The organism is Actinosynnema sp. NPDC050801 (assembly GCF_040673975.1).
Taxonomy (GTDB): Bacteria; Actinomycetota; Actinomycetes; order Mycobacteriales; family Pseudonocardiaceae; genus Actinosynnema.
In genome coordinates, this window is record NZ_JBFAQZ010000008.1 from 299,523 (window position 1) to 322,601 (window position 23,079).

General features: G+C 71.5%; 28 protein-coding genes. 19 read left to right on the plus strand and 9 right to left on the minus strand.

The window, feature by feature from the left end; genetic code table 11:
- Positions 1 to 16 precede the first annotated feature (16 nt).
- Together AB0K14_RS20650 and AB0K14_RS20655 are read left to right on the plus strand one after the other, a co-directional pair.
- Positions 17 to 274: a helix-turn-helix transcriptional regulator gene (locus AB0K14_RS20650; RefSeq protein ID WP_360451636.1), complete on the plus strand. Its 258-nt coding sequence runs from the start codon at positions 17 to 19 to the stop codon at positions 272 to 274.
- The gene (locus tag AB0K14_RS20655; protein ID WP_360451638.1) at positions 274 to 960 is read left to right on the plus strand and encodes a 50S ribosomal protein L11 methyltransferase; all 687 of its coding nucleotides are present in this window, start codon (positions 274 to 276) and stop codon (positions 958 to 960) included. The genes AB0K14_RS20650 and AB0K14_RS20655 overlap by 1 nt, the downstream gene beginning before the upstream one ends.
- Before the next feature lie 27 nt (positions 961 to 987).
- On the opposite strand, the gene pip is transcribed toward AB0K14_RS20655, so the two are convergent.
- Positions 988 to 1,932, minus strand: a complete 945-nt coding sequence (gene pip / locus AB0K14_RS20660; protein WP_360451640.1) for a prolyl aminopeptidase — start codon at positions 1,930 to 1,932, stop codon at positions 988 to 990.
- 42 nt (positions 1,933 to 1,974) lie between these two features.
- On the opposite strand from pip, the gene AB0K14_RS20665 reads away from it, so the two are divergent.
- Positions 1,975 to 2,463 (plus strand): MarR family transcriptional regulator, encoded by a 489-nt coding sequence (locus AB0K14_RS20665; protein ID WP_360451642.1) that lies wholly within the window; start codon positions 1,975 to 1,977, stop codon positions 2,461 to 2,463.
- Between the two features lie 19 nt (positions 2,464 to 2,482).
- Here AB0K14_RS20665 and AB0K14_RS20670 read toward each other — a convergent pair whose 3' ends face one another.
- A complete protein-coding gene (locus AB0K14_RS20670; RefSeq protein WP_360451644.1) occupies positions 2,483 to 3,427 on the minus strand; it encodes a WYL domain-containing protein in 945 nt (314 codons plus the stop codon).
- 91 nt (positions 3,428 to 3,518) lie between these two features.
- Between AB0K14_RS20670 and AB0K14_RS20675 the strand changes: the two genes are divergently transcribed.
- Complete coding sequence (locus AB0K14_RS20675) at positions 3,519 to 3,929, plus strand: VOC family protein (protein WP_360451646.1); 411 nt, start codon at positions 3,519 to 3,521, stop codon at positions 3,927 to 3,929.
- Here the strand turns inward: AB0K14_RS20675 and AB0K14_RS20680 are convergent.
- Positions 3,887 to 4,756 carry a class I SAM-dependent methyltransferase gene (locus tag AB0K14_RS20680; protein WP_360451648.1) on the minus strand — a complete coding sequence of 290 codons (870 nt, stop codon included), beginning with the start codon at positions 4,754 to 4,756 and terminating at the stop codon, positions 3,887 to 3,889. The genes AB0K14_RS20675 and AB0K14_RS20680 overlap by 43 nt on opposite strands.
- Before the next feature lie 605 nt (positions 4,757 to 5,361).
- Between AB0K14_RS20680 and AB0K14_RS20685 the strand changes: the two genes are divergently transcribed.
- From AB0K14_RS20685 to AB0K14_RS20710, 6 genes are all read left to right on the plus strand, one after another.
- Entirely contained in the window at positions 5,362 to 6,345 is a 984-nt protein-coding gene (locus AB0K14_RS20685; RefSeq protein WP_360451650.1) for a tyrosine-type recombinase/integrase, read from the plus strand.
- 73 nt (positions 6,346 to 6,418) lie between these two features.
- A complete protein-coding gene (locus AB0K14_RS20690) occupies positions 6,419 to 7,210 on the plus strand; it encodes a Ku protein (protein ID WP_360451652.1) in 792 nt (263 codons plus the stop codon).
- Positions 7,211 to 7,335: 125 nt separating this feature from the next.
- Entirely contained in the window at positions 7,336 to 8,226 is an 891-nt protein-coding gene (locus tag AB0K14_RS20695; RefSeq protein WP_360451654.1) for a Ku protein, read from the plus strand.
- A 16-nt stretch (positions 8,227 to 8,242) separates the two neighbouring features.
- On the plus strand, positions 8,243 to 9,688 hold the full coding sequence (gene ligD, locus AB0K14_RS20700) for a non-homologous end-joining DNA ligase (protein WP_360451656.1): 1,446 nt from the start codon (positions 8,243 to 8,245) through the stop codon (positions 9,686 to 9,688).
- Positions 9,678 to 10,583 (plus strand): non-homologous end-joining DNA ligase, encoded by a 906-nt coding sequence (ligD, locus tag AB0K14_RS20705; RefSeq protein WP_360451658.1) that lies wholly within the window; start codon positions 9,678 to 9,680, stop codon positions 10,581 to 10,583. The genes ligD (AB0K14_RS20700) and ligD (AB0K14_RS20705) overlap by 11 nt, the downstream gene beginning before the upstream one ends.
- 41 nt (positions 10,584 to 10,624) lie before the next feature.
- Positions 10,625 to 11,173, plus strand: a complete 549-nt coding sequence (locus AB0K14_RS20710) for a GrpB family protein (protein WP_360451660.1) — start codon at positions 10,625 to 10,627, stop codon at positions 11,171 to 11,173.
- 91 nt (positions 11,174 to 11,264) lie between these two features.
- Here the strand turns inward: AB0K14_RS20710 and AB0K14_RS20715 are convergent, their stop codons facing one another.
- Entirely contained in the window at positions 11,265 to 11,615 is a 351-nt protein-coding gene (locus AB0K14_RS20715; protein ID WP_360451662.1) for a hypothetical protein, read from the minus strand.
- A gap of 64 nt (positions 11,616 to 11,679) precedes the next feature.
- Here AB0K14_RS20715 and AB0K14_RS20720 point away from each other — a divergent pair, with 64 nt between their 5' ends.
- Complete coding sequence (locus AB0K14_RS20720; protein ID WP_360451664.1) at positions 11,680 to 12,141, plus strand: PPOX class F420-dependent oxidoreductase; 462 nt, start codon at positions 11,680 to 11,682, stop codon at positions 12,139 to 12,141.
- Between the two features lie 115 nt (positions 12,142 to 12,256).
- Here the strand turns inward: AB0K14_RS20720 and AB0K14_RS20725 are convergent, their stop codons facing one another.
- The 3 genes from AB0K14_RS20725 to AB0K14_RS20735 form a co-directional block, all read right to left on the minus strand.
- Positions 12,257 to 12,928 carry a VOC family protein gene (locus AB0K14_RS20725; RefSeq protein WP_360451665.1) on the minus strand — a complete coding sequence of 224 codons (672 nt, stop codon included), beginning with the start codon at positions 12,926 to 12,928 and terminating at the stop codon, positions 12,257 to 12,259.
- 118 nt (positions 12,929 to 13,046) lie between these two features.
- Positions 13,047 to 15,101, minus strand: a complete 2,055-nt coding sequence (locus AB0K14_RS20730) for an EAL domain-containing protein (protein WP_360451667.1) — start codon at positions 15,099 to 15,101, stop codon at positions 13,047 to 13,049.
- A gap of 68 nt (positions 15,102 to 15,169) precedes the next feature.
- Positions 15,170 to 15,526, minus strand: coding sequence for a hypothetical protein (locus AB0K14_RS20735; RefSeq protein WP_360451669.1), 357 nt, complete (start codon positions 15,524 to 15,526; stop codon positions 15,170 to 15,172).
- Between the two features lie 67 nt (positions 15,527 to 15,593).
- Here AB0K14_RS20735 and AB0K14_RS20740 point away from each other — a divergent pair, with 67 nt between their 5' ends.
- On the plus strand, positions 15,594 to 16,370 hold the full coding sequence (locus AB0K14_RS20740) for a glycerophosphodiester phosphodiesterase (protein ID WP_360451671.1): 777 nt from the start codon (positions 15,594 to 15,596) through the stop codon (positions 16,368 to 16,370).
- Between the two features lie 226 nt (positions 16,371 to 16,596).
- Complete coding sequence (locus tag AB0K14_RS20745) at positions 16,597 to 17,994, plus strand: MFS transporter (RefSeq protein ID WP_360451673.1); 1,398 nt, start codon at positions 16,597 to 16,599, stop codon at positions 17,992 to 17,994.
- Between the two features lie 47 nt (positions 17,995 to 18,041).
- Here the strand turns inward: AB0K14_RS20745 and AB0K14_RS20750 are convergent, their stop codons facing one another.
- Together AB0K14_RS20750 and AB0K14_RS20755 are read right to left on the minus strand one after the other, a co-directional pair.
- Positions 18,042 to 18,773, minus strand: coding sequence for a hypothetical protein (locus tag AB0K14_RS20750; protein ID WP_360451675.1), 732 nt, complete (start codon positions 18,771 to 18,773; stop codon positions 18,042 to 18,044).
- 22 nt (positions 18,774 to 18,795) lie between these two features.
- Positions 18,796 to 19,110 (minus strand): PadR family transcriptional regulator, encoded by a 315-nt coding sequence (locus AB0K14_RS20755; protein ID WP_360451800.1) that lies wholly within the window; start codon positions 19,108 to 19,110, stop codon positions 18,796 to 18,798.
- Between the two features lie 90 nt (positions 19,111 to 19,200).
- Between AB0K14_RS20755 and AB0K14_RS20760 the strand changes: the two genes are divergently transcribed.
- The 6 genes from AB0K14_RS20760 to AB0K14_RS20785 all read left to right on the plus strand — a co-directional run bounded on the left by AB0K14_RS20760 (position 19,201) and on the right by AB0K14_RS20785 (position 23,077).
- Positions 19,201 to 19,665 (plus strand): Rrf2 family transcriptional regulator, encoded by a 465-nt coding sequence (locus AB0K14_RS20760; RefSeq protein WP_360451677.1) that lies wholly within the window; start codon positions 19,201 to 19,203, stop codon positions 19,663 to 19,665.
- A 68-nt stretch (positions 19,666 to 19,733) separates the two neighbouring features.
- Complete coding sequence (locus AB0K14_RS20765; protein WP_360451679.1) at positions 19,734 to 20,126, plus strand: Rid family hydrolase; 393 nt, start codon at positions 19,734 to 19,736, stop codon at positions 20,124 to 20,126.
- 131 nt (positions 20,127 to 20,257) lie between these two features.
- Complete coding sequence (locus AB0K14_RS20770; protein WP_360451680.1) at positions 20,258 to 20,986, plus strand: thymidine kinase; 729 nt, start codon at positions 20,258 to 20,260, stop codon at positions 20,984 to 20,986.
- Between the two features lie 72 nt (positions 20,987 to 21,058).
- Positions 21,059 to 21,709 (plus strand): XRE family transcriptional regulator, encoded by a 651-nt coding sequence (locus AB0K14_RS20775; protein ID WP_360451682.1) that lies wholly within the window; start codon positions 21,059 to 21,061, stop codon positions 21,707 to 21,709.
- An 82-nt stretch (positions 21,710 to 21,791) separates the two neighbouring features.
- Complete coding sequence (locus tag AB0K14_RS20780) at positions 21,792 to 22,262, plus strand: NUDIX domain-containing protein (protein ID WP_360451684.1); 471 nt, start codon at positions 21,792 to 21,794, stop codon at positions 22,260 to 22,262.
- 470 nt (positions 22,263 to 22,732) lie between these two features.
- Positions 22,733 to 23,077: an RNA polymerase-binding protein RbpA gene (locus AB0K14_RS20785; RefSeq protein WP_360451685.1), complete on the plus strand. Its 345-nt coding sequence runs from the start codon at positions 22,733 to 22,735 to the stop codon at positions 23,075 to 23,077.
- The last annotated feature ends 2 nt before the right edge of the window (positions 23,078 to 23,079 follow it).

The window sequence follows — 23,079 nt, forward strand, 5'->3', positions numbered from 1 at the left end:
GTATTACTATCACAGCATGGTGCGACAGCCACTCACCCAGTCCGACCGCGACCGCGGCGAACGCCTCGGCGGGCTCCTGCGCGACGCCCGCGGCGGGCGCAGCATGGTGGAGGTGGCCGCGGCGGCCGGCATCTCGGTGGAGACGCTACGCAAGATCGAACGCGGCCGGGTGCCCACGCCCGCGTTCTTCACCGTGGCGGCGCTGTGCGAGGCGGTCGGACTGTCGATGGACGGGTTGTCGCGGGCCTTGGAGCCGCAGAGGCTGTCGGCCTAGTGGCCCGACCCCACCCGCACCCACCCCACCCGCACCGGGACGGCCCGCACGAACCCGGACCCGACGCGGGGGAGACCGACCACGCCGCGTTCGTCCTCTCGGTGACCAGCACCCGGCCGGTCCCGTTGACACCGGAGATCGTGCTGCACACGGCCGACGACATCATCACGCTGTGGGAACGCACGGGATCGCCCGAGCCGCCGTTCTGGGCATTCCCGTGGGCCGGCGGCCAGGCGCTCGCCCGGTACGTCCTGGACCACCCGGAACTGCTGGCCGGCCGCCGCGTCCTGGACCTGGCGTCCGGCTCGGGACTGGTCGCGGTCGCCGCCGCCCGCGCGGGCGGCCGGGTCACCGCCAACGACGTCGACCCGGTCGCGGCCACGGCGATCACCCTCAACGCCCGCGCCAACGACGTCACCCTCACCATCACACCCGGCGACCTGCTCGACACCACCCCCGACACCGACGTCCTGCTGGCCGGCGACGTGTTCTACGACCGCGACATGGCCGCCCGCGTCGAACCCTTCCTGCTGGCCGCCCACCGCCGCGGCGCGCTCGTACTGGTGGGCGACCCACACCGGTCGTTCATGCCCCGCGGCTGGACCCGCGTCGCCGCCTTCCCCGTACCGGTACCCCCGAACCTGGAAGGCGTCGCGGTCAGGACGACCACCGTCTGGCGCCCCTAGCGGACCGTCCCGCCACACCGCGACCCGCTACCGCCGCGCGAACCGGTCCGTCGCCGCCACCACCGCCTCACCCATACCCGGGTCCGACGCCGCGTGCGACGCACCCGGCACCACCACCAACTCCGCGTCCGGCCACGCCCGCGCCAACTCCCACGCCGTCCACAACGGACCCTGCAGGTCCAACCGGCCGTGCACCAGGATCGCCGGGATACCGCGCAACCGCTCCACGTCCCGCATCACCTCACCGTCCTCCAACCACACCCGGTGCCGGAAGTAGTGCGCGCACAACCGCGCGAACGCCATCCGCCACGCCGGATCGGCCATCCGCGGCCCCGGCCGGTACTCCGGGTCCAACGACACGATCGACGACTCCCAGTCCGTCCAATCCGTCGCCGCCTTCTCCCGCACCACCGGATCCGGGTCGTTGAGCAACGCGTCGTAGGCCGCCACCAGATCCGTCGCACCCTCACCCGCACCCGCCCGGAACCGCGACCACTCCTGCGGGAACAGCACACCCAACCCGTGGTACAGCCAGTCCAACTCCGCGTACCGGCTCGTCGTGATCCCCACCAGCACGACCTCCGTCACCCGGTCCGGGAACGACTGCGCGTACCGCAGACCCAACGTCGAACCCCACGACCCGCCGAACACCATCCACCGCTGCACACCCACGTGCTCCCGCACCCGCTCGATGTCGGCCACCAGGTGCGCCGTCGTGTTCACCGACAGATCCGTCGAGTACACGCTCGCGTGCGGCACGCTGCGCCCACTGCCACGCTGGTCGAACAACACGATCCGATAGGCCTCGGGATCGAACTGGCGCGCCATCGCGGGGGAGCAGCCCGTGCCCGGCCCACCGTGCAGGCACACCACCGGCTTCCCCTCCGGGTTGCCGCACACCTCCCAGTACACGAGGTTGCCGTCACCCACGTCCAACATCCCGTGCTCGTACGGCTCGATCTCCGGGTACATCACCCCTCCTCACAGAAACAACAGCACTGTTACATTAGGGGAGTGGACCACACACCCGCCGGCCAATTCCTCGGCACCCGCCTGCGCCACCTGCTCGACCTGCTCGAAGGCGACGTCGCCCGCGTCTACACCGACCTCGGCCTACCGAACTTCCGCCCCCGCTACACCCCGGTCATCCACATCGTCCACCGCAACGGACCCCAATCCATCCGCGACCTCGCCGACACCATCGGCGTCACCCACTCCGCCATCAGCCAGACCGTCAACCAGATGCGCCGCGACGGCCTGGTCGACCTCAAACCCGGCGACGACGCCCGCACCCGCATCGTCCACCTCACCGACCACGCCCACACCATCCTCCCCACCCTCACCGCCGAGTGGACCGCCACCACCACCGCCGCCCACGACCTCGACAACGAACTGCCCTACCCCCTCACCACCCTCGTCGACGCCACCCTCCGCGCACTGCGCGAAAAACCCCTGCGCGACCGCATCCACCACCACATGACCACCCCCGACCCCAAGGCCTGACCAGACCCCCGGGACAGCGTCACCGCCCCGCGTGCAACGCCACCAACTCCGCACCCAACCGCGCCAACTCCGCCCGCACCTCACCCGACTCCACCACCTCCACCAACCCACCCCACCCCGCCAACACCTGCGCGATCATCAGGGGAGTGGTCGCCGACAACCGCAACCTCACCCGACCACCCACCTCCTCCACCACCTCGCACTGCCGCCCGAACTGATCACCCAACACCCGGGCGAACCGCGACTCCACCGACACCACCGCCGACACCGACCCCCGCCGCCGCTCCACCTCCGACACCACCCGCTCCCACGCCACCGACAGGTCGAACCCCGCCGGCCGCACGAACACCTCATCCGTCACCCGCGCCGACACCACCCGATCCACCCGGAACGTCCGCTCACCCGCCCCGGTACCCGCCACCAAGTACCAAACCTCGTCCTTGTCCACCAACCCCCACGGCTCCACCACCCGCTCCGACCGCACCCGCCCACGCCCCTCGTACACCAACACCACCCGCCGCCGACCCACCACCGCACCCTGCAACACCTCCACCAACCCCGGCCGCACCCGACCCACCCCACCCCAACCCGCCACATCCACCACCACCGCGTCCGCCGCCGCCAACGCACCCTCCCGGAACGTCTCCGGCAACGCCCGCACCAACTTCCGCAACGCCGCCCGCACCTCCGGCGACCCCGACGCCGCAGGCCCCACCAACAAGAACAACGCCCGCGCCTCCGACGCCGTCAACCCGCTCAAATCCGTCCGCGCACGCCCCACCAACCGCCAACCACCACCACGCCCCGGCTGCGGGTACACCGGCACACCCGCCGCCGACAACGCCTCCAGATCCCGACGCGCCGTCGCCACCGACACCTCCAACTCACCCGCCAACTCCGCCGCCGTCACCCGACCCCGCGCCTGCATCAACAACAGGACAGCCACCAACCGGTCCGCACGCATGCACCCATCCTCGCCCGAAAAGTGCTCACTTGGTGAGCACTTTGACCGCCAGAGTAGGTGACAACAGACCACCACCACGAAAGAGGAACCCATGCTCCGCGGACTCACCACCACCAGCTTCTTCGCCGACGACCTCGACGCCGCCGCCACCTGGTACACCCGCCTGTTCGGCATCGAGCCCTACTTCACCGTCCCCGGCGGCTACATCGAGTTCCGCATCGGCGACTACGAACACGAGTTCGGCATCGTCAAGAGCGACTACGCACCCCACGACGTCCACACCGGCCCCGCCGGCGCAATCACCTACTGGGCCGTCGACGACCTCCACACCACCCTCGACCGCCTCACCGAACTCGGCGCCACACCCCACGACGCACCCAAGGTCCGCGGCGAGGGCTACGTCACCGCCAGCGTCATCGACCCCTTCGGCAACATCCTCGGCATCATGGCCAACACCCACTACCACGCCATCCTCGACCGCATGACCAACCCCCGAACCTGACCACCCCACACACCCACCGGCACACCAGGGGACACCTGCGCACCGACGACCCCTGAAAGCCGCCGAACGCGCAGCACACCGGTCGCCATCGGCAGGACGAACCCGCCACCACGCGTCTCCGGCCGGCCCTCCAGGAACGCACGCAGCCGACCGACCACCACCTCCCGATCCCGCTCCGACATGACCAACACCCCCGCACGCGTCGCGAGCGTCGCCACCAGGGAATCGACGGTGCGGCGCTGCCCGTGCGGGAACTCGCCCTGCTCCGCCGAGCCGAACCGGGGGAGCAGGCCCGGACCCGGAAGGTGCAGACCCGCCGTCGCGGCACGCCAACCACTCACCACGTCACGCGGACCGGCCACCGCCGACCCACCGACCCGCGCCAGACCCGCAACCCACCCGACCCGGTCGTCCAGGACGTTCCACAAGCCCGCCAGGACACCTCCCGGCGCAAGGACCCTGGCGATCTCCGGCTCCGCGCCGGCCATGTCGAACCAGTGCAGGGCATTGCCTGCCACCACCGCGTCGACCGACGCGTCCGGCAGCGGAATCGACTCGGCACCGCCCGACAGGGCACGGACCGCGGGCAGCACCCGCCGCAACTCGGCCAGCATCGCCGGATCGGGCTCCACCGCGATCACCTGGGCACCGAGCTCGACCAGCACGGCGGTCAACTTGCCGGTTCCCGCACCGAGGTCGAGCACCTGCGGACCGGGCGCGAACTCCAGCGCCCAACGCACCGCGGCCCGCGCGTAGTCCGGACGGTGCTCGGCGTAGGCGGCGGCCACCGCGCCGAACGAGGAGCGCAAGAGCTGCTTGTCGTCCACACGGCCACCGTATCCGCGAGAGCGCGTCCGACGATCTACTTAACATAATGTAGATTATCGGCGTTGTGGAACGGCTGGTCGACAGGGCCGGGGCACGGACCGTCCACATAGGTCCTACGCGTCGTTTCGCGTGCATCGACGCCACCGACGATCGCTCGCGGCCGGGCACACGCCGACGCGGCGCGGCGGGGCCACGCCACCAGCGTCGGCGCAGCCGCGCCGCACACCCGGCAGGCCGGCGGCGGTGGCGGGGTCAGCCCGTCCTGACACGCCACCGTAGAAACGTCACAGTGACGGATCATGGGTGGTGTCAGCGGATGTCGCGACGACGTGCACGTCGGGTTCACTCCAGATGTTGATCAACCGGGCGCCGGCCCGGCGTCGAGTCCTCGGCGGCCATCCCGCGGTCGCCCGGGCGTCGGGACCGGCATGTGACGGGGCACGCGTGGTGCACGTGTGCGTTCCCAGGGGTCGAATCGGCCGGCGGCGGGTGTTCGGGAGCGGCATCCCCCGGTCGGACCGGGAACCCCTTCCGGACCGCTTTTTGATGGATAATTGCCATTATCCATCAGTCATGGGTCGGCTGATTGTCGGTGGTGTGCGGTATGAAGATCGACATGCTTGTGCTTGCCGCTCAGGAGTCGTTCTTCCTCGCTCGTCGGCCGCGGAAGGATTCGCCGCACACCACGGCGGCGTACCGGCGTGACCTGGCGGGTGTGATGGCGTTGTTGGCGGAGGTGGCCGCCACTCCCCCGGACCGGTTGACAATGGCGGACCTGACGGCGCGGAACCTGCGTGCGGCGTTCGGTGTGTTCGCGGATTCGCATGCGAAGTCGTCGGTGCTGCGGGCGTGGTCGACGTGGAACCAGTTCCTGACGTTCTGCGTGGCGGAGGAGTTGGTGGCGGGCAACCCGATGGGTGCGGTGGCGCGGCCGAAGACCCCTCCCCTGGTGCCGAAGCCGTTGCGGGGCGAGGACACGCCGGAGCGGTTGCTGACGGCGGCGGCGGAGGGTGCGCGGCAGGGTCGTGATCCGTGGCCGGAGCGGGATGTGCTGGTGTTGGCGCTGGGTCTGGTGGCGGGGTTGCGGTCGGCGGAGATGCGGACGTTGACGTTGGCGTCGGTGGTGGGTCGGCCGGGTGAGCGGCGGCTGCACGTGGCCGGCAAGGGGAACCGGGATCGGTCGGTGCCGATCGAGCCGGCGATGGATCGGATCATCGAGCAGTACCTGGAGTCGTGTCGGCGGCGGTTCCCGCAGGGGCGGTTCGATCGGGGGTCGGCGTTGTTGCGTGATCGGCACGGTGAGCCGATCGGGCGTGGCGGGTTGGAGTACCTGGTGCGGTCGTGCTTCCGGTGGGCGGGGTTGCACGACCGGGTGCCGTCGGGCGCCAATCTGCACGCGTTGCGGCACACGTTCGCGACGCGGTTGGCGGAGGACGGTGCGTCGGCGTCGGAGATCATGGCGTTGTTGGGTCATGCGTCGTTGGCGACGTCGCAGAACTACATCGAGGCGACGGCGCGGGAGCGGCGGGCGGCGGTGGCGGGCAATCGGACTTATGCGTCGTTGGCGCGGTTGCCGCAGCGGGAGTAGTGGTGCGCGGGGTGGGTTGGGCTGTGCGGGTGACTTGGGTGAGTCGATGTTCGCACGGGTGTACGCAGGGGTCATGAGGGCTTTGTGGCGTGGTTCGGTGTCGTTCGGTCTGGTGGTGTTCCCGGTGCGGTTGTTCGGGGCGACGCGGGATCGTGGTGTGCGGTTGCACGAGGTGCATCGGGTGGATGGTGGTCGGTTGCGGCATCGGCGGGTGTGTTCGGTGTGTGGTGCGGGGGTGGAGGTGTCGGAGGTGGCCAAGGGTTACGTGTTGCCGGATGGGCGGTTGGTGGTGTTGGGGGCGGAGGATGTGGCGGGTTTGTCGGCCGGGGTGGAGCGGACGATCGAGGTGGTGCAGTTCGTGGGTGGGGGTGAGGTGGATCCGTTGTTGTTGGGTCGGGGTTATTTCGTGGAGCCGGAGCGGGTGGCGGTGGGGTCTTATGTGGTGTTGCGGGATGTGTTGGTGCGGTTGTCGCGGGTGGCGGTGGTGAGGGTGGGTTTGCGGGGTCGGGAGGTGTTGGGTGTGTTGCGGCCTCGGGGTGGGGTGTTGGTGTTGCAGACGTTGGTGTGGCCGGATGAGGTGCGGGAGCCGGGGTTCGACCTGTCGGGTGTGGTGTCGGGTGGGGTCGAGGTGGGTGTGGCGGAGGTGTTGGTGGAGTCGATGACGGCGCCGTTCGACGGGTCGGTGTTCCGGGATGGGTATCGGGAGGCGTTGGGTGGGTTGATCGAGGCGAGGGCGGCGGGTGGGGCGGTGGTGCCGGTGGCGCGGGCGCCGGAGGAGACGGGTGGTGGGGTGGATCTGTTGGGTGCGTTGCGGCGGAGTGTGGAGCGGGTGCGGTCGGGGCGGTTGTGGCGGGATGGTGGCTGAGGCCGCTCCCCCTTGTGCTGCTCCCCCGTGCCGGCCCCTCTGTGCTGGTGGCGGGGATGGGGATTGTTAGTCCGTTCGGGTGACGTGCTGGTGCGGATCGTGCTGTTCGCGGGTAGTCACGTGGCATGAGGTCCGTGTGGCGTGGGGCGATCTCCTTCGGGTTGGTGACGATCGGTGTCCGGTTGTACACGGCCACGGAGGAGCACGACTTCCGGTTCCACCAGGTGCACCGGGAGGATGGTGGGCGCATCCGGTACAAGCGGGTGTGTCAGGTGTGCGGCGAGGAGGTCGCGTACGCCGACATCTCGAAGGGGTACGAGCTGGACGACGGTCGGGTCGTGGTGATGGATGCCGAGGACTTCGACAAGTTGCCGATCAAAACGGATCACGCGATCGACGTGGTGGAGTTTGTGCCGGTCGAGGAAGTGGATCCGATCTATTTTCAGAAGTCTTATTATTTGGAGCCGGACAAGGCGGCGACGCGTCCGTATGTGTTGCTTCGGACCGCTTTGGAGCGCAGTGGGCAGCTCGCGGTGGTGAAGATCACGATTCGTCAGCGTGAGACGTTGGCGTTGTTGCGGGCGCGTGAGGATTTGTTGGTGATGCACACGATGTTGTGGCCGGATGAGGTGCGGAAGCCGGATTTCGAGTTCTTGGGTTCGGATGTGGAGGTTCGGCCGCAGGAGTTGAAGATGGCGTCGTCGTTGGTGGACAGCATGGCGGGGTCGTTCGATCCGGGTGATTTCTCGGATGATTACACCGAGGCGATGCAGAAGGTGATCGAGGCGAAGGCGGAGGGTGCGGAGTTGCCGGAGCGGCCCGAGGTGGAGCAGGCCGGTGAGGTGATCGACCTGATGACGGCGTTGGAGCGGAGTGTGGAGCAGGCGAAGTCGGCTCGGGGTGGGAAGTCGGCGGGTCGCAAGCCTGCGGCGAAGAAGGCGGCCGGCGGGTCGTCGGCGGGTTCGGGGTCGTCGTCGAGGAAGGCTCCGGCGAAGAAGAAGGCGAAGCCCGCCTGAGGCGGGGCGGCGTGGGATGGGTGGGGATCTTTCGGAGTACCGGCGCAAGCGGGATCCGGGGCGGACGCCGGAGCCGGTGCCGGGTGGTGACGCGGTGGTGCCGCGTGGTGGTGATGACACGTTCGTGATCCAGGAGCATCACGCGTCGCGGCTGCACTGGGATGTGCGGTTGGAGCGGGGTGGGGTGTTGGTGTCGTGGGCGGTGCCGAAGGGGTTGCCGTCGGAGCCGGGGACGATCCGGTTGGCGGTGCGGACCGAGGATCACCCGTTGGAGTACGCGTCGTTCTCGGGGGTGATCCCGAAGGGTGAGTACGGCGCGGGTCGGATGGTGATCTGGGATCGGGGCCGGTACGAGACGGTGAAGTGGTCGGACCGCGAGGTGGACGTGGTGTTGCGCGGTTCGCGGGTGGAGGGTGAGTTCGTGTTCTTCCGCCGTGATTCGGCCGGGGGCAAGGACTGGATGGTGCGGCGGCGGCACGAGGCGGTGCGTCCGGGTTGGGTGCCGTTGCCGGAGTCGGTGTCGCCGATGTTGGCGACGCCGGCGGCGGGGTTGCCGGGACCGGCGTCGAAGTGGGCGTTCGAGTTCAAGTGGGACGGGGTGCGGGCGGTGGCGCGGGTGGAGGGTGGTCGGGTGCGGTTGACGAGTCGGTTGGGCAATGACGTGACGGGGACGTATCCGGAGTTGCAGGGGTTGGGTGCGCAGTTGGGTGCGACGGAGGTGTTGTTGGACGGGGAGATCGTGGCGTTGCGGGGTGGGCGGCCGAGTTTCGGGGCGTTGCAGCAGCGGATGCACGCGTCGGCGGCGCAGGCGCGTCGGTTGGTGGCGGGGACGCCGGTGACGTTCCTGGTGTTCGACGTGTTGCACCTGGACGGTTCCCCGACTGTGGAGTTGCCGTACGTGCGGCGTCGGGAGTTGTTGGAGGGGTTGGGGTTGCGGGGGGCGCATTGGTTGACGCCGAAGGCGTTCCCGGGTGCGGGTGCGGCGGTGTTGGCGGCGAGTCGGGAGCAGGGGTTGGAGGGGGTGGTGGCGAAGCGGCTGGATTCGCGGTATGTGCCGGGTCAGCGGTCGCCGCAGTGGGTGAAGGTGACGTCGGTGGTGACGCAGGAGGTGGTGGTCGGGGGGTGGCGGCCGGGTGTGGGCAAGCGGGAGGGGTTGGTGGGTGCGTTGTTGTTGGGGATCCCGGGTGAGGGTGGGTTGGTGTTCGCGGGGTCGGTGGGGACGGGGTTCGACCAGTCGGAGTTGGAGCGGTTGACGGCGCGGTTGTCGTCGTTGGAGGTGGAGGGGTCGCCGTTCGTGTCGGGGGTGCCGCGGGAGCGGGCGCGGGGTGCGCGGTGGGTGCGTCCGGTGTTGGTGGGTGAGGTGGCGCACCGGCAGTGGACGGCGGACGGGCGGATGCGGTTCCCGACGTGGCGGGGGTTGCGGCCGGATCGGGTGCCCGGGGAGGTGCGGCGTGACGGCTGAGGCGTTGGTGCAGGTGGAGGGTCGTCGGGTGAGGCTGACGAACCTGGACAAGGTGTTGTACCCGGAGGTGGGGTTCACCAAGGCGGAGGTGATCGACTACTACACGCGGATCGCGCCGGTGTTGTTGCCGCACGTGGCGGGGCGGCCGGTGACGTTGCGGCGGTATCCGAACGGGGTGGACGGGAAGTCGTTCTTCGAGAAGAACGCGCCGTCGCACGCGCCGGAGTGGGTGCGGACGGTGCGGGTGGAGACGCCGGGGTCGTCGCGGGGTGCGGAGTACGCGGACTTCGTGGTGGTGGAGGACTTGGCGACGTTGGTGTGGTTGGCGAACCTGGCGGCGTTGGAGTTGCACGTGCCGCAGTGGTCGGTGGGTGTGCGGGGTGGGCGGCACTCCCCTGATCTGGTGGTGTTCGACCTGGATCCGGGTGAGCCGGCGACGGTGGTGGAGTGTTGTCGGGTGGCGTGCCGGGTGCGGGAGGTGTTGGAGGGTGACGGGTTGTCGCCGGTGGTGAAGACGTCGGGGTCGAAGGGGTTGCAGGTGTACGCGGCGGTGTCGGTGTCGTCGGCGGAGCGGACGTCGGAGTACGCGAAGGGGGTGGCGCAGCGGTTGGCGGGTGAGTCGCCGGATGAGGTGGTGTGGCGGATGGCGAAGGCGCAGCGCACGGGGAAGGTGTTGATCGACTGGTCGCAGAACAACCCGGCGAAGACGACGGTGGCGCCGTACTCGTTGCGGGCGCGGGCGCGTCCGTCGGTGTCGACGCCGGTGTCGTGGGCGGAGGTGGAGGCGTGCCGGGTGGTGGAGGACCTGGTGTTCCTGGCCGACGAGGTGCGGGAGCGGGTGGGTGCGGGGGGTGACCTGTTCGCGGTGGGAAAGCCGTCGCCGTTGCCGCGCTGATGGTCTTATCCTGGCCCGCCGGACTACGGAGGGAGCGGGTCGTGGGGTCGTCGGAGGACGAGATCCGGGCGGCGCACGTGGGTGAGGCGCCGCGGTTGGACGGTCGGGTGGTGTTGGTGGAGTACGACCCGGCGTGGCCGGGGTTGTACGAGCGTGAGGCGGCGCGGATCCGGGGTGCGTTGGGTGGGGTGGTGGTGGGGTTGGAGCACGCGGGGTCGACGTCGGTGCCGGGGTTGGCGGCGAAGCCGGTGGTGGACGTGGTGTTGACGGTCGCGGATTCGGCGGACGAGGTGTCGTACGTGCCGGCGTTGGAGGCGGTGGGGTACGTGTTGGTGGTGCGTGAGCCGGAGTGGTTCGAGCACCGCATGTTCAAGGGGCCGGACACCAACGTGAACCTGCACGTGTTCACGGAGGGTGAGCCGGAGGTGGGGCGGATGTTGGCGTTCCGGGACCGGTTGCGGGGCTCGGTGGCGGATCGGGAGTTGTACGAGCGGGTGAAGCGGGAGTTGGCGTCGCGGGAGTGGGCGTACGTGCAGCAGTACGCGGACGCGAAGTCGGCCGTGGTGGCCGAGATCTTGGGTCGTGCCTGATCGTCCTGTCCCCCGCGTGCCGGGTGGGCTTGGTCCGGGTCGGCGGCGTCGGACCGGGGTTCGGATCGGGCGTTCGGGCCGGAGGTTCGGGTCAGGGGTTCGGGAAGGACCGCAGGTGTTCGCCGAGGAAGTCGGGGTCGTCCGGCCACGGGAAGTGGCCGGCGCCGGGTTGTTCGACGTCGCGGGAGCCGGGGATGAGCTCGACCAGCTGCCGCACCAGGTGCGGTGGTGACACGGGGTCCGCTCCCCCGGCGTGGATCAGGACGGGCAGGTCGAGGGCGCGGCGGGTGTGGCCGGGGCTGAACGCGCCGTCGGCGCTGTAGCCGGCCTGGGCGGCCGGTGAGGCCTCGGTGGCTTCGGCGGCGGCGAACCAGGGCTGGTGGGTGTGGGCGCGCAGGTGGTCGGCCAGGGTCGTGCCGTCGTAGGTGGTGAAGCGGTGCATGGGTGGTCGTCCTCCGTGGGCGGGGAGGTCGTTCGCGCCGCGGGGTTCTCCTAGGCTGGTGGTCATGCCGACATTCGCCACCGCCGAGACCGTGTCCCGTGACGAGCTGCTCGCGTTCCTGCGGCCGCGTCACCGTGCTCTGCTGGTCACCGCGCGCGTCGACGGGCGGCCGCAGGTGTCGCCGGTGACGTGCGGGGTGGACGGCGAGGGGCGGGTCGTGGTGTCGACGTACCCGGGGCGGGCGAAGTCCCGCAACGCGCGGCGCGACGAGCGGGTGACGTTGTGCGTGCTGTCCGACGAGTGGGACGGACCGTACGTGCAGGTCGACGGTCGGGCGGAGGTGCTGGACCTGCCGGAGGCGGTGGAGCCGCTGGTGGAGTACTACCGGTGCATCGCCGGGGAGCACCCGGACTGGGACGAGTACCGGGAGGCGATGCGGCGGCAGGGCAAGTCGCTGATCCGCGTGACGATCGACCGGTGGGGCCCGGTCGCGACGGGTGGTTTCCCGCCCGAACTCGCCGACTGACCGTCGAATGCCGGTGCCGCCGCCCGGACGGGGTGGCGGCACCGGCCTTCGAGGGCCGGGGTTCGGAGCCCGGTGACGGGGTTCCGGATCGGACCGGGGTGGTGGTGGGTGCGGGTCAGGCGAGTGCCTGGCGGGTGGTGGCGCACCAGGTGCCGCCCCAGCCGGCCGGGTTCTCCAGCAGCGCGAACACGGCGCCGGCCGGGTCGGCGACGGCCGCGACGACGCCGGTGGGCACTTCCTTGGGGCCGATGAGGACGGTGCCGCCCATGTCGGTCGCCTCGGCGGTGGCCGCGGCGATGTCGGGCACGGCGAAGTAGCAGGTCCAGCCGCCTTCGGCGGTGAGGCGACCGGCGACGGGGCGGCGGTCGTCGGCCACGGCGGCGTCGTAGAGGGTGAACGGGCCGCCGGGGTCGCGGACCTGCCAGCCGAGTTGGTCGGCCCAGTAGTCGTCGGCGTCGGGGTCGGCCATGAGTTCGACCCAGCAGGGTTCGCCGGGGCGGGGTTGCGGGGCCCACGGGCCGTGCAGCACGCGGCCTTGGTCGACGGCGGCGCCGCGGTCGAGGTCACGGGGCTGGGTGCCGGCGAACACGAGGTGCCAGCCGGGTTCGCCGGGTTGCACGCGGGTGGCGAGGCGGTCGCCGACCCAGCCGGTGAACGAGCCGTCGGGCTCGGCGATGATCACCCAGCCGAGGAGGTGGGCGTAGAACTCGGCGACGGGTTCGGGGTCGGTGGTGTTCAGCTCGACGCGGCGGACACCGCGTGCGGGGCTGTCGGGGGTACCGGGCACGGCGGTGGCTTCCCATCGGGGCGGGCGGCGGGTGGTCGAACGCGGGGATCGAACGCGGGGATCGGGCACGGGCGGTCGAACGCGGGCGGTGCGGGTGTGGTGCGGGGTGGTGCGGTGATCAGGAACGCGCCCCATCCTCCGCACCGGCCATGCGTGGCGACAATGCGCCGTTCGGTGGCTGCGGCTGGGCCGAGAGGACCTGTGCCAGCGGTTGGGGGCGGCCGAGGTGGAATCCCTGGCCGACGCGGACCCCGAGTCGGGTGAGGGCCTCGACCTGGGCGGGGCGTTCGACCCACTCGGCGACGGCGGACAGTCCCAGGCCCTGGGCGATCTGCACGATGCCGGCGACGAGCACGGCGTCGGTGGAGCGTTCGTCGATGCCGCGCACGAACTCGCCGTCGATCTTGATGCCGGTGATGGGCAGGTGCTTGAGGTGGACGAAGGAGCCGAACCCGGAGCCGAAGTCGTCGAGGGTGATGCGGCAGCCGAAGCCGCGCAGCTGCAGCGCCAGGGCGCGGGCGGCGTCGAGGTTGGTGACCGCGGCGGTCTCGGTGATCTCCAGGCCGAGCCGGCCCGGTGCGACGCCCGCGGTGGCGAGCCGGTCCAGGACGAACCCGCCGAAGTCCTCGTCCTCCAGGGTCCGGCCGGAGATGTTGACGTTGAACCGCAGTGCGGGGTCGGGGTGGCCGACGAGGGCGTCGATGGCGGTGGACAGCACCCACCGGTCGATGTCGAGGACCAGGTCGGAGCGTTCGGCCTCGGGCAGGAACTCCGCCGGGCCGAGGTAGGGGTCCTGGCCGTCCTCCAGGCGCAGCAGCAGTTCGTGGCCGAGGGTCTTGCCGGTGGCCAGCTGCACCATCGGCATGGCGTGCAGGGCCAGGCCTCCGTGGTCCAGGGCTGCGCGCAGCCGGTCCAGCACGGAGACGCGTTTGGCGGTGTCGGCGTAGTGGCCCGGTTCGTAGACGGTGACGCGGTTGCGTCCGGCGGCCTTGGAGGCGTAGAGGGCGAGGTCGGCGTTGGCCAGGACCAGTTCCCACGTGTCGCCGGGCCCGTACTCGGCGACGCCGGTGGACACGGTGACGCTGCGCGCGGCGCCGACCAGCGGCAGGGACGCCACGGCGTCGCGCAGCCCTTCGGCGACGTGGGCGGCGTCGGCGGAGGTGGCGCCGGGCAGCACGACGGCGAACTCGTCGCCGCCGAGCCGGCCGATCAGCTGCGATGTCGACAGCCGTGACCGCAGTTTGGCGGCCAGCGCCTTCATCAGCCGGTCGCCGACGGCGTGGCCGCGCAGGTCGTTGACGTCCTTGAAGTTGTCCAGGTCCAGCAGCAGCATCGCGCCGGGCCCGCCGCCGGCGAGTTGTCGTTCCAGTTCGCGGGTCACCGCGCGCCGGTTGGCCAGCCCGGTGAGCGGGTCCTGCTCGGCCAGGGCGAGCAGTTCGTCGTGCACGCGGCGGGCGCGGGTGATGTCGTGGGCGGTGCCCAGCACCCGCAGCGGCGCGCCGTCCTCGTCGGTGACGACCTCGCCGAAGCACTCGAACCACCGCTCGGTGCCCTTGTCGGCCAGCGTCATGCGGTGGGTGTAGGAGAACCCGGCGCCCGACCGCATGGCCTCCTGCAGGGTGGCCTGGATCATCGCCAGGTCGTCGGGGTGCACGAGCGCGGCGTAGCGGTCGAAGTCGAGTTCGGTGTCGGGTGGGAACCCGAACATCTCCAGCAGCGTGTCCGACCACACCACGCGGTCCTCGGTGATGTGCCACTCCCACGTGCCCATGCGGCCCAGCACCTGGGCGCGGCGCAGCGCGTCGGCCTCGTGGGTGGCCTCCAGCTCCCGGTCGCGCCACGCGGTGACGTCCACGACCCGGTACAGCAGCTGCTCCCCCGCGGTCGCGTCGGACCCGGCGTCGGGGTGCAGGTGCTGGCAGGTGACCTCCAGCCAGCGGTGGCCCTTGCGGTAGGCGCTGGGTGTGAGCAGCGCCAGGCCCGAGCGGGGCCGTTCGGGCGCGCCGGGCAGCAGCGCGGGCAGCGACCGGCCGACCACGTGGTCCACCGGCACGCCCAGGATCTCCGCCAGCGCCGGGTTCACCCACGCCAGCGTGCCGTTCGCGTCGGTCACACCGAAACCGACGTCGGCCCGGTCGAGCACCTCCCGGTGCAACGCGCCGTTGCCGTTCACGCGCCCCTCCTCGCCCACCCGCGCGTCATGATGGTCGAGACCACACGCGGTGGGCAAGCCGACACCGTTCAGCGCAACCGCTCCAGACCGCGTGCGGTGTCGACCAGTTCCCCCGCCAGCCGCCGCAGCTCCGACCCGTCCGCGCCGTCGGCGGCCGCGGTGGCGACGTCCTCGGCGGCGCACCGCAGCTGGAACAGCCGGTCCTGCAGGTCGGCCAACTCGCCGGCGGACAGCACCACGGCGTCCTCGGGCAGCCCGCCGCGCTGCACGGCGGCCCGCCGCTCGTAGGCGCGCTGCCGGCAGGGCTGCGCGCAGTACCGGCGTGGCCGGCCGATCCGTCCGCTGTCGGGCAGGCGGCGTCCGCACCAGGCGCAGTGCCTGGCTTCCTCACGGCGCGCCGCGACGGGCTCGGTCACCAGCTCCATGGCGCGCGACGGTATCCGGCTACCCACCGGTCACCGCAACGCCACGCCGCCAGGGCACACTCCGGGTGTGACCGCGACCCACCCGTACCTGTCCGGACCGCACCCCCGCGCGTTCGCCCACCGGGGCTGGCACCTCGACGAGCTGTCGGGGATGGAGAACTCGCTGGCCGCGTTCCGCCGCGCCGCCCGGGAGGGTTTCCGGTACCTGGAGACCGACGTGCACGCGACCTCCGACGGGGTCGTGGTGGTGCACCACGACGCGGTGCTGGACCGCACGACCGACGCTACGGGGCCGGTGGCGGCGCAGCCGTGGTCGGCGGTGCGGGCGGCCAACGTGGGCGGGCGGGAGCCGATCGCGCGGCTGGAGGACCTGCTGGAGGACCTGCCGGAGGCGTTGGTCAACATCGACGTGAAGGCGGACTCGGCGGTGGTGCCGGTGCTGGAGGTGCTGCGCCGGACGAACGCGCTGCACCGGGTGTGCCTGGCGTCGTTCTCGGAGAGGCGGCTGGCGCGGCTGCGCAGGTTGGGCGGCCCGGGGTTGTTGACGTCGATGGGGCCGCGGTCGGCGGGCGCGCTGTGGGCGGCGGGGCGGGTGCCGCTGGTGGGGCTGCCGGTGCGGGGCATGGTGGCGCAGGTGCCGGTGAACCAGGGCAGGCTGCTGGTGGTCGACGGCCGTTTCGTGCGCGCCGCGCACCGCCGGGGTCTGGAGGTGCACGTGTGGACCATCGACGACGAGGCGCGGATGCGGGGGCTGCTCGACCTGGGCGTGGACGGTCTGGTCACCGACCGGCCGGACCGGTTGCGCGACGTGCTGATCGACCGGCGGGCGTGGGCCGAGGGCTGACACCCCGGATCGTCCCGGGTTCCCGGCCGGATCGCACGCGCGGCGGGCCCCGTCCGCGGTGGTCGGCCTGCGTCGCGGGTCGGTGCCGTCGCGGGTCGGTCGTGGGCTGTCGCGGTCGGTCGGCCGCGGGGTCGGGGTCGTGTCGCGTGGCGTGCGGGCGACCGGTTGGCAACAGCTTGGCGGTGATCACCACCAACGGGTGGCCCGCGATATACAGTCCGCCCCCATGAGCGTGGCCGACAGCACCGCACCCGCCGTGGACCGCAGGCGGGAACAGCGCGGATGGACCTGGTACGACTGGGCGAACTCGGTGTTCCCCACCTCGGTGGTCACCGTGTTCCTCTCCGGCTACCTCACCGCGGTGGCCAAGGAGGCGGCGATCGCCGACACGGCCCGCAACGGCCCGGACGCCTGCGCGGACGGGTCGCTGCGGCAGTGCGACATCTCCCTGTTCGGCGCCTACTTCCCGGCCGGGTCGCTGTGGGGTTACCTGCTGTCGATCGCCACGGTCGTGCAGGTCGTGGTGCTGCCGGTGATGGGCGCCATCGCCGACCGCACCCAGAACAAGCGGCGCATGCTGGGCGGTCTGGCGTTCACCGGGTCGGCCGCCACCATCGCGCTGGCCACCGTCGGCGGCGACAACTGGCACCTCGGCGTGGCGTTGTTCATCCTCGGCAACATCTGCTACGGCGCGTCGGTCGTCGTGTACTACGCGTTCCTGCCCGAGATCGCCGCCCCCGACGAGCGCGACGCGGTCTCCTCGCGCGGCTGGGCGTTCGGCTACCTGGGCGGCGGCCTGGCGCTGGCGGTGCAGCTGGGGTTGTTCATCGGCCACGACGCCGTCGGGTTGAGCGAGGGCGCCGCGGTGCGCGTCGGGTTCGTGCTGTCGGGTCTGTGGTGGGCCGGGTTCACCCTCATCCCGCTGGCCCGCCTCAAGCGGCACCAGGCGCCGCACGGCACCGAGTCCGGCGGGGCGGTGATCACCGCCGGGTTCGCCGAGCTGCGCCAGACGGTCAAGCAGGCGCGGCTGTTCCCGCTGACGCTGGCGTTCCTGGGCACCTACCTCATCTACACCGACGGCATCGCCACCGTGGCCAACGTCTCCGCCCAGTACGGCCGCGACGAGCTCAAGCTCGACGAGACGGTGCTGATCACCACCATCCTGATCGTGCAGTTCGTCGCGTTCTTCGGCGGCATGCTGCACGGCCGGTTGGCCAGGTCCTGGGGCGCCAAGCGCACCATCATGGTCAGCCTGTGCGTGTGGATCGTGGTCGTGGGCGCGGCGTTCTTCGTCCAGGCGCAGCAGCAGGTCCAGTTCTACGTGCTGGCCGCGGGCATCGGTCTGGTGCTGGGCGGCACGAACGCGTTGTCGCGGTCGCTGTTCAGCCAGATGATCCCGCCCGGCCGCGAGGCCCAGTACTTCTCCCTCTACGAGGTCGGCGAGCGGTCCACGTCGTGGTTGGGGCCGCTGGTGTTCGCCGGCGTCGGGCAGGCCACCGGGTCGTTCCGGCTCGCGATCATCTCGCTGGTGGTCTTCTTCGTCGTCGGGTTCGTGCTGATGATCTTCGTGCCGGTGCGGCGGGCGATCATCGCCTCCGGCAACCCGGTGCCCGACAAGGTGTGACCGCGCGGTTGTGCCCCGCCCCGGTACCGCCGGGCGGGGCACACCGGTCACAGCGCCGGCGCCGGCGCCCGCGTCGACCAGGGCCGCACCACCGCCACCACGGCGGCGGCGAGCAGCCACGACCCGACCACCGTCCACGTCGACAGCACCGGCGCGAACACCACCGACACCGCCCCCGCCGCCAGACCGACCGGCGCGGTGACCCACCACCGCCGCGGCACCGGCGGCGCCTCCCGGTGGAACCCCGCCACCACCACGGCGGCGACCACCACCGCCGGGACGTGCCACAGCAGCGTCGGCCACGGCGGGGACCCGGACGCCACCGACCCCGACGCCACCGCCCACACCACCAGCGCCGGCGACGCCACGCCCAGCAGCCCGGCCGCGACCCGACCCACCGCGCGACGGCCCGCGACCAGCATCGCGAACGCCACCACCGCCAGCGCGTCGTACCACCAGCCCTGCACCGGGACCGCGAAACCCGTCCGCGCCACCACCGTCCACGACTGCGCCGCCGCGACCAGGTGCCCCAGCAGCCCGGTCAACCCCAGCACCCGCAGCACGGTCCCCGCCGCGCGCCGCGCGCCCAGCCGGACCCGCACCGCCAGCGCCACCGTCGCGCCCGCCTCGCCCCACCCGGGCCAACCGTGCTCCAGGTCCAGGTCGTCGGTGCGGTCGGCCAGGAAGATCCCGACCATCTCCTCCTCGCGCTCCGCCCGGTACCAGGCGGGCAGCACCCGCAGCAGCGCCCGGTAGCGGCGTTCCAGGTTCGACCTCACAGCGCACCCCTCACCGCGCGGCTCACAGCGCGCCCCTGGCCCGCAGCACCGACGACGCGGCGCGCACGTTCGCCGACAGCCGCGCCACCTCCGCCGACAACACCCGCACCCCGGCGTCGGTCAGCCGGTAGTAGCGCCGCAGCCTGCCCTGGTGGACCTCCTCGCGGTCCCGCTCGGCCAGTCCCTCCGCGACCAGCCGGTCCAGCGCCCCGTAGAGCGTGCCGACCCGCAGCCGCACCCGCCCCTCCGACAACTCCTCCACCGCACGCACGATCGCGTACCCGTGCAACGGCTCCTCCGCCAACGCGGTGAGCACCAGGAACACCTGCTCCGACATACCTCTCACACCGCAGGTTATACCGCTTCGCGATATATCTCGGCAATAAATCTGGATATGCGATGTCCAGGATTCGGCTAGGGTGGGGGCATGAGGATGGCCGAGGGCGTCGAATGGGCCCTGCACTGCTGCCTGGACCTGGCGTGGGCGCGCGGCACCCCCGTCCCCGCCGCCCGGCTCGCCGCCCACCACGGCCTGCCCGCGGCCTACCTGACCAAGCAGCTGCAGGCGCTCGGCCGCGCCGGCATCGTCCGCTCCACCCCCGGCCCGCGCGGCGGCTACCTGCTCGACCGGCCACCGCACGCGGTGACCCTCATGGACGTCGTCACCGCGCTCGAAGGCGCCGACCCGGCGTTCCGCTGCACCGAGATCCGCGCGGGCGGCCCCCACACCACCCGCTGCGCCATCGACACCGCCATGACCCGCGCCGAGCTGGCCTGGCGCCGCGAGCTCGCCGGCCGCACCCTCGCCGACCTCGACGCCGACGTGCGCCGCGCCGACCCCGACGCGCCCGCCGCCACCCGAGCCCGGCTCTCCCCCGCCCCACCCGCCTGAACCCCGAGCCCGCTCACCCGAGCCCGACCCGCCCGAGCCCCGGGCGGACCCGATTGGAAGGACCGACCGTGCCGCACACCCTGGTCAACCCCGACGGACTGCACGACCCCACCGGCTACGGCTACAGCCACCTCGCCGCCACCACCGGCGACCTGGTGCTCGTGGCCGGCCAATACGGCAGCGACCGCGACGGCCACGTCGTCTCCGACGACTTCGCCGAGCAGGTCGACCGCGCCTTCGCCAACCTCGGCACCGCGCTGCGCGCCGCGGGGCTCGACTACCACCACGTCGCCCGCCTGGGCACCTACGTCGTCGACCACGACGCCGACCGGCTCGCCGTCCTGGCCGACCGCGTCGGCCGCATCTGGGGCGACCGGCCACCCGCCCAGACGCTGCTCGGCGTCGCCACCCTCGCCCTGCCCGGGATACTGTTCGAGGTCGACGCCGTCGCTGCACGCTGACCTCGCGCCCTCCCCCGGCCCGGGGGATCCGGGCCGCGGCGCCGCGGACCGCCGGCGGGAAGGCCGTGGGGGCGGCCGGTGTGCACGGCCCGCGCACCGACCGCGGGTATGGCGCATTAGGGTGGCCCGCCGTGGAACCGATCACCCTCGCCCCGGACCCGACCGACGCGTTGTCCTCCGTGCCCGCCGCCGGCGCGGGCCGCGGTCTCGCGCCCACCGGGCGGTTGCGGTTCTTCTTCGGCCCGATGGACTGCGGCAAGTCGACGCTGGCGTTGCAGATCGACCACAACCAGGCCCGTCAGGGCCGCCGCGGGCTGCTGCTGGTGCGCCACGACCGCTCCGGCGCCCCGACGATCTCCAGCCGCATGGGCCTGGCCCGCAACGCCCTGGAGGTCCACGAGGACATGGACCTGTGCGAGCTGGTGCGCGAGACGTGGGCGGGCGGCGCCCGGGTGGACTACGTCATCGTCGACGAGGCCCAGTTCCTGTCCGCCGAGCAGGTCGACCAGCTGGCCGAGCTCGCCGACGACGCCCACCTGGAGGTCTACTGCTTCGGTCTGGCCACCGACTTCCGCAGTTGCCTGTTCCCGGGCTCGCAGCGCCTGTTCGAGCTGGCCGACGAGCTCAACGCCATCCAGGTCGAGGTGCTGTGCTGGTGCGGCCGGCCGGGCCGGTTCAACGCCCGCGTCCACGACGGCGACGTCGTGCGCGCCGGGGACACCGTCCTGGTCGCCGACACCACCGCCCACACCGCGGCCGACGGCGTGGAGGTCCGCTACCAGGTGCTGTGCCGCACCCACTACCGCACCGGCGACCTCGGTCCCCACGCCGTGGACGGCCACCAGCTGCGCCTGACCTGACCCCGGTCGACGGACACCGCCCCGGCGTCCCACAATGGACAAGCCTTGTTGCCGGAACCGGGACACGACCAGATGAGCGACGCGAGCGACCCCAGCACCGACCACCCCGACGATGCCGCCGGCGCCGACCGTGCCGACACCGGTGGTTCCGGTGACGGTCCGACCGACGAGGTGTTGGACAAGGTCGGTGAGCGGCTGCGCCACATCCGCACCAGCCGGGGCGCCACGCTGGCGGACCTGGCGGCGGCGACCGGCATCTCCAAGAGCACCCTGTCCCGCCTGGAGTCGGGTCTGCGGCGCCCGAGCCTGGAGCTGCTGCTGCCGATCGCCCGCGCGCACCGCGTGCCCCTCGACGAGCTGGTGGGCGCGCCGCCGGTGGGCGATCCGCGGATCCGTCCCGTGCCGGTGCGCCGCAACGGCATGACGGTGCTGCCGCTGACCCAGCAGCCGGGTGGTCTGCAGGCGTTCAAGATGATCATCCCGGACCGGGGTGAGCCGGATCCGCGCACGCACACCGGCTACGAGTGGCTCTACGTGCTGTCGGGTCGGTTGCGGTTGATCCTGGCCGACCACGACGTGGTGCTGGGGGCGGGCGAGGCGGCGGAGTTCGACACGCGCCTGCCGCACTGGTTCGGTCCGGCCGGTCCGGAGCCGGTGGAGATCCTGAGCCTGTTCGGCAAGCAGGGCGAGCAGATCCACATGCGGACCCGCCGCAAGACCTGATCGTCGCGGGCGTGGCGGGGCCCGCCACACTGGGGACCATGACGGTGGGTGTGACGGGGTCGGGCGCACGGGGTGTGCACGGGTGACGGGGCGGTTCAGCGCGGGCATCCTGCTGCACCGGGTGGTCGACGGCGAGGTGCAGGTGCTGCTGGGGCACATGGGCGGCCCGTTCTGGGCGCGCAAGGACGAGGGCGCGTGGTCGATCCCGAAGGGCGAGCCCGAGGGCGACGAGGAGTCGGAGGTCACCGCGCGTCGGGAGTTCGTCGAGGAGTTGGGGCTGCCGGTGCCGCGGGGCGAGCTGGTGCCGTTGGGCGAGGTGCGGCAGTCCGGGGGCAAGGTGGTGCGGGCGTGGGCCCTGGAGGGCGACCTGGACCCCGATCGGGTGGTTCCGGGCACGTTCACCCTGGAGTGGCCTCGCGGGTCCGGACGGGTGCGGGAGTACCCGGAGGTCGACCGCGTCGCGTGGTTCCCTCTGGTCCAGGCGCGGGTGAAAGTGGTCAAGGGTCAACGGGAGCTGCTCGACCGACTCGCCGAAAAGTACTCTTTCGGGTGACACTGAAGTTATCGAGAGGGTAAAGCGTCCGATTGGACGTTTGGGTGCGGTCCGGACGGGTGATTCATCCTCATGTCCGCCACCGAGCACACTTGAACCGCCACCGAGCGTGGCGGGATCCCCGAAAATCCTCGAAATAACTTTGCGTGACCGTGACCATGACGGACGTCACTACTGTTGCGTTAAACCCGCCGTGACGTCGCCCTGCGTGGTCGGTCTAAGCTGTCGCAGCCGCACGTCTTGTGCCAGGACTGCTCCGTCCGTGTGATGGATGGTCTCGGTAGCTTGATAACGCGTCACGAACCGGCCGCGATTGCATCCCTTAGGTGGACGCCTTCGTTGACGGGTGAAAGACGTCACTGTGGGCGACGATGACCGTGAAGCCGGGAACGAACGGAGCAGTCCGATCGTTGCACTCGGTGAGCAACAAGCCTGGGCCCCGGCCCTGAGCCGAGCGAAAGGACACCGCCATGGCCGACCGCGTTCTACGGGGTAGCCGGCTCGGAGCAGTCAGCTACGAGACCGACCGCAATCACGACCTCGCCCCGCGCCGGTCGGTGCGGTACGCCTGCCCCAAGGGCCACGACTTCGAGGTCCCGTTCTCCGACGACGCCGAGGTCCCGCACACCTGGGAGTGCCGTCTGCACGGCCAGGAGTCGAAGATCATCGACGGCGCGGAGCCGGAGCAGAAGAAGGTGAAGCCGCCGCGCACGCACTGGGACATGCTCCTGGAGCGTCGCACGATCCCGGAGCTCGAAGAGCTCCTGGACGAGCGGTTGGAGGAGCTGAAGGGGCGGCGCACGCGCACCGCCTGATC

What these genes read in the sequence shown, in the direction of transcription:
- AB0K14_RS20650 (WP_360451636.1), top strand. Translation starts at nt 17, where the DNA reads ATGGTGCGACAGCCACTCACCCAGTCCGACCGCGACCGCGGCGAACGC.
- pip (WP_360451640.1), bottom strand. Translation starts at nt 1,932, where the DNA reads ATGTACCCGGAGATCGAGCCGTACGAGCACGGGATGTTGGACGTGGGT.
- AB0K14_RS20670 (WP_360451644.1), bottom strand. Translation starts at nt 3,427, where the DNA reads ATGCGTGCGGACCGGTTGGTGGCTGTCCTGTTGTTGATGCAGGCGCGG.
- AB0K14_RS20675 (WP_360451646.1), top strand. Translation starts at nt 3,519, where the DNA reads ATGCTCCGCGGACTCACCACCACCAGCTTCTTCGCCGACGACCTCGAC.
- AB0K14_RS20685 (WP_360451650.1), top strand. Translation starts at nt 5,362, where the DNA reads ATGAAGATCGACATGCTTGTGCTTGCCGCTCAGGAGTCGTTCTTCCTC.
- AB0K14_RS20690 (WP_360451652.1), top strand. Translation starts at nt 6,419, where the DNA reads ATGAGGGCTTTGTGGCGTGGTTCGGTGTCGTTCGGTCTGGTGGTGTTC.
- AB0K14_RS20695 (WP_360451654.1), top strand. Translation starts at nt 7,336, where the DNA reads ATGAGGTCCGTGTGGCGTGGGGCGATCTCCTTCGGGTTGGTGACGATC.
- ligD (WP_360451656.1), top strand. Translation starts at nt 8,243, where the DNA reads ATGGGTGGGGATCTTTCGGAGTACCGGCGCAAGCGGGATCCGGGGCGG.
- AB0K14_RS20715 (WP_360451662.1), bottom strand. Translation starts at nt 11,615, where the DNA reads ATGCACCGCTTCACCACCTACGACGGCACGACCCTGGCCGACCACCTG.
- AB0K14_RS20720 (WP_360451664.1), top strand. Translation starts at nt 11,680, where the DNA reads ATGCCGACATTCGCCACCGCCGAGACCGTGTCCCGTGACGAGCTGCTC.
- AB0K14_RS20735 (WP_360451669.1), bottom strand. Translation starts at nt 15,526, where the DNA reads ATGGAGCTGGTGACCGAGCCCGTCGCGGCGCGCCGTGAGGAAGCCAGG.
- AB0K14_RS20745 (WP_360451673.1), top strand. Translation starts at nt 16,597, where the DNA reads ATGAGCGTGGCCGACAGCACCGCACCCGCCGTGGACCGCAGGCGGGAA.
- AB0K14_RS20755 (WP_360451800.1), bottom strand. Translation starts at nt 19,110, where the DNA reads ATGTCGGAGCAGGTGTTCCTGGTGCTCACCGCGTTGGCGGAGGAGCCG.
- AB0K14_RS20760 (WP_360451677.1), top strand. Translation starts at nt 19,201, where the DNA reads ATGAGGATGGCCGAGGGCGTCGAATGGGCCCTGCACTGCTGCCTGGAC.
- AB0K14_RS20775 (WP_360451682.1), top strand. Translation starts at nt 21,059, where the DNA reads ATGAGCGACGCGAGCGACCCCAGCACCGACCACCCCGACGATGCCGCC.
- AB0K14_RS20785 (WP_360451685.1), top strand. Translation starts at nt 22,733, where the DNA reads ATGGCCGACCGCGTTCTACGGGGTAGCCGGCTCGGAGCAGTCAGCTAC.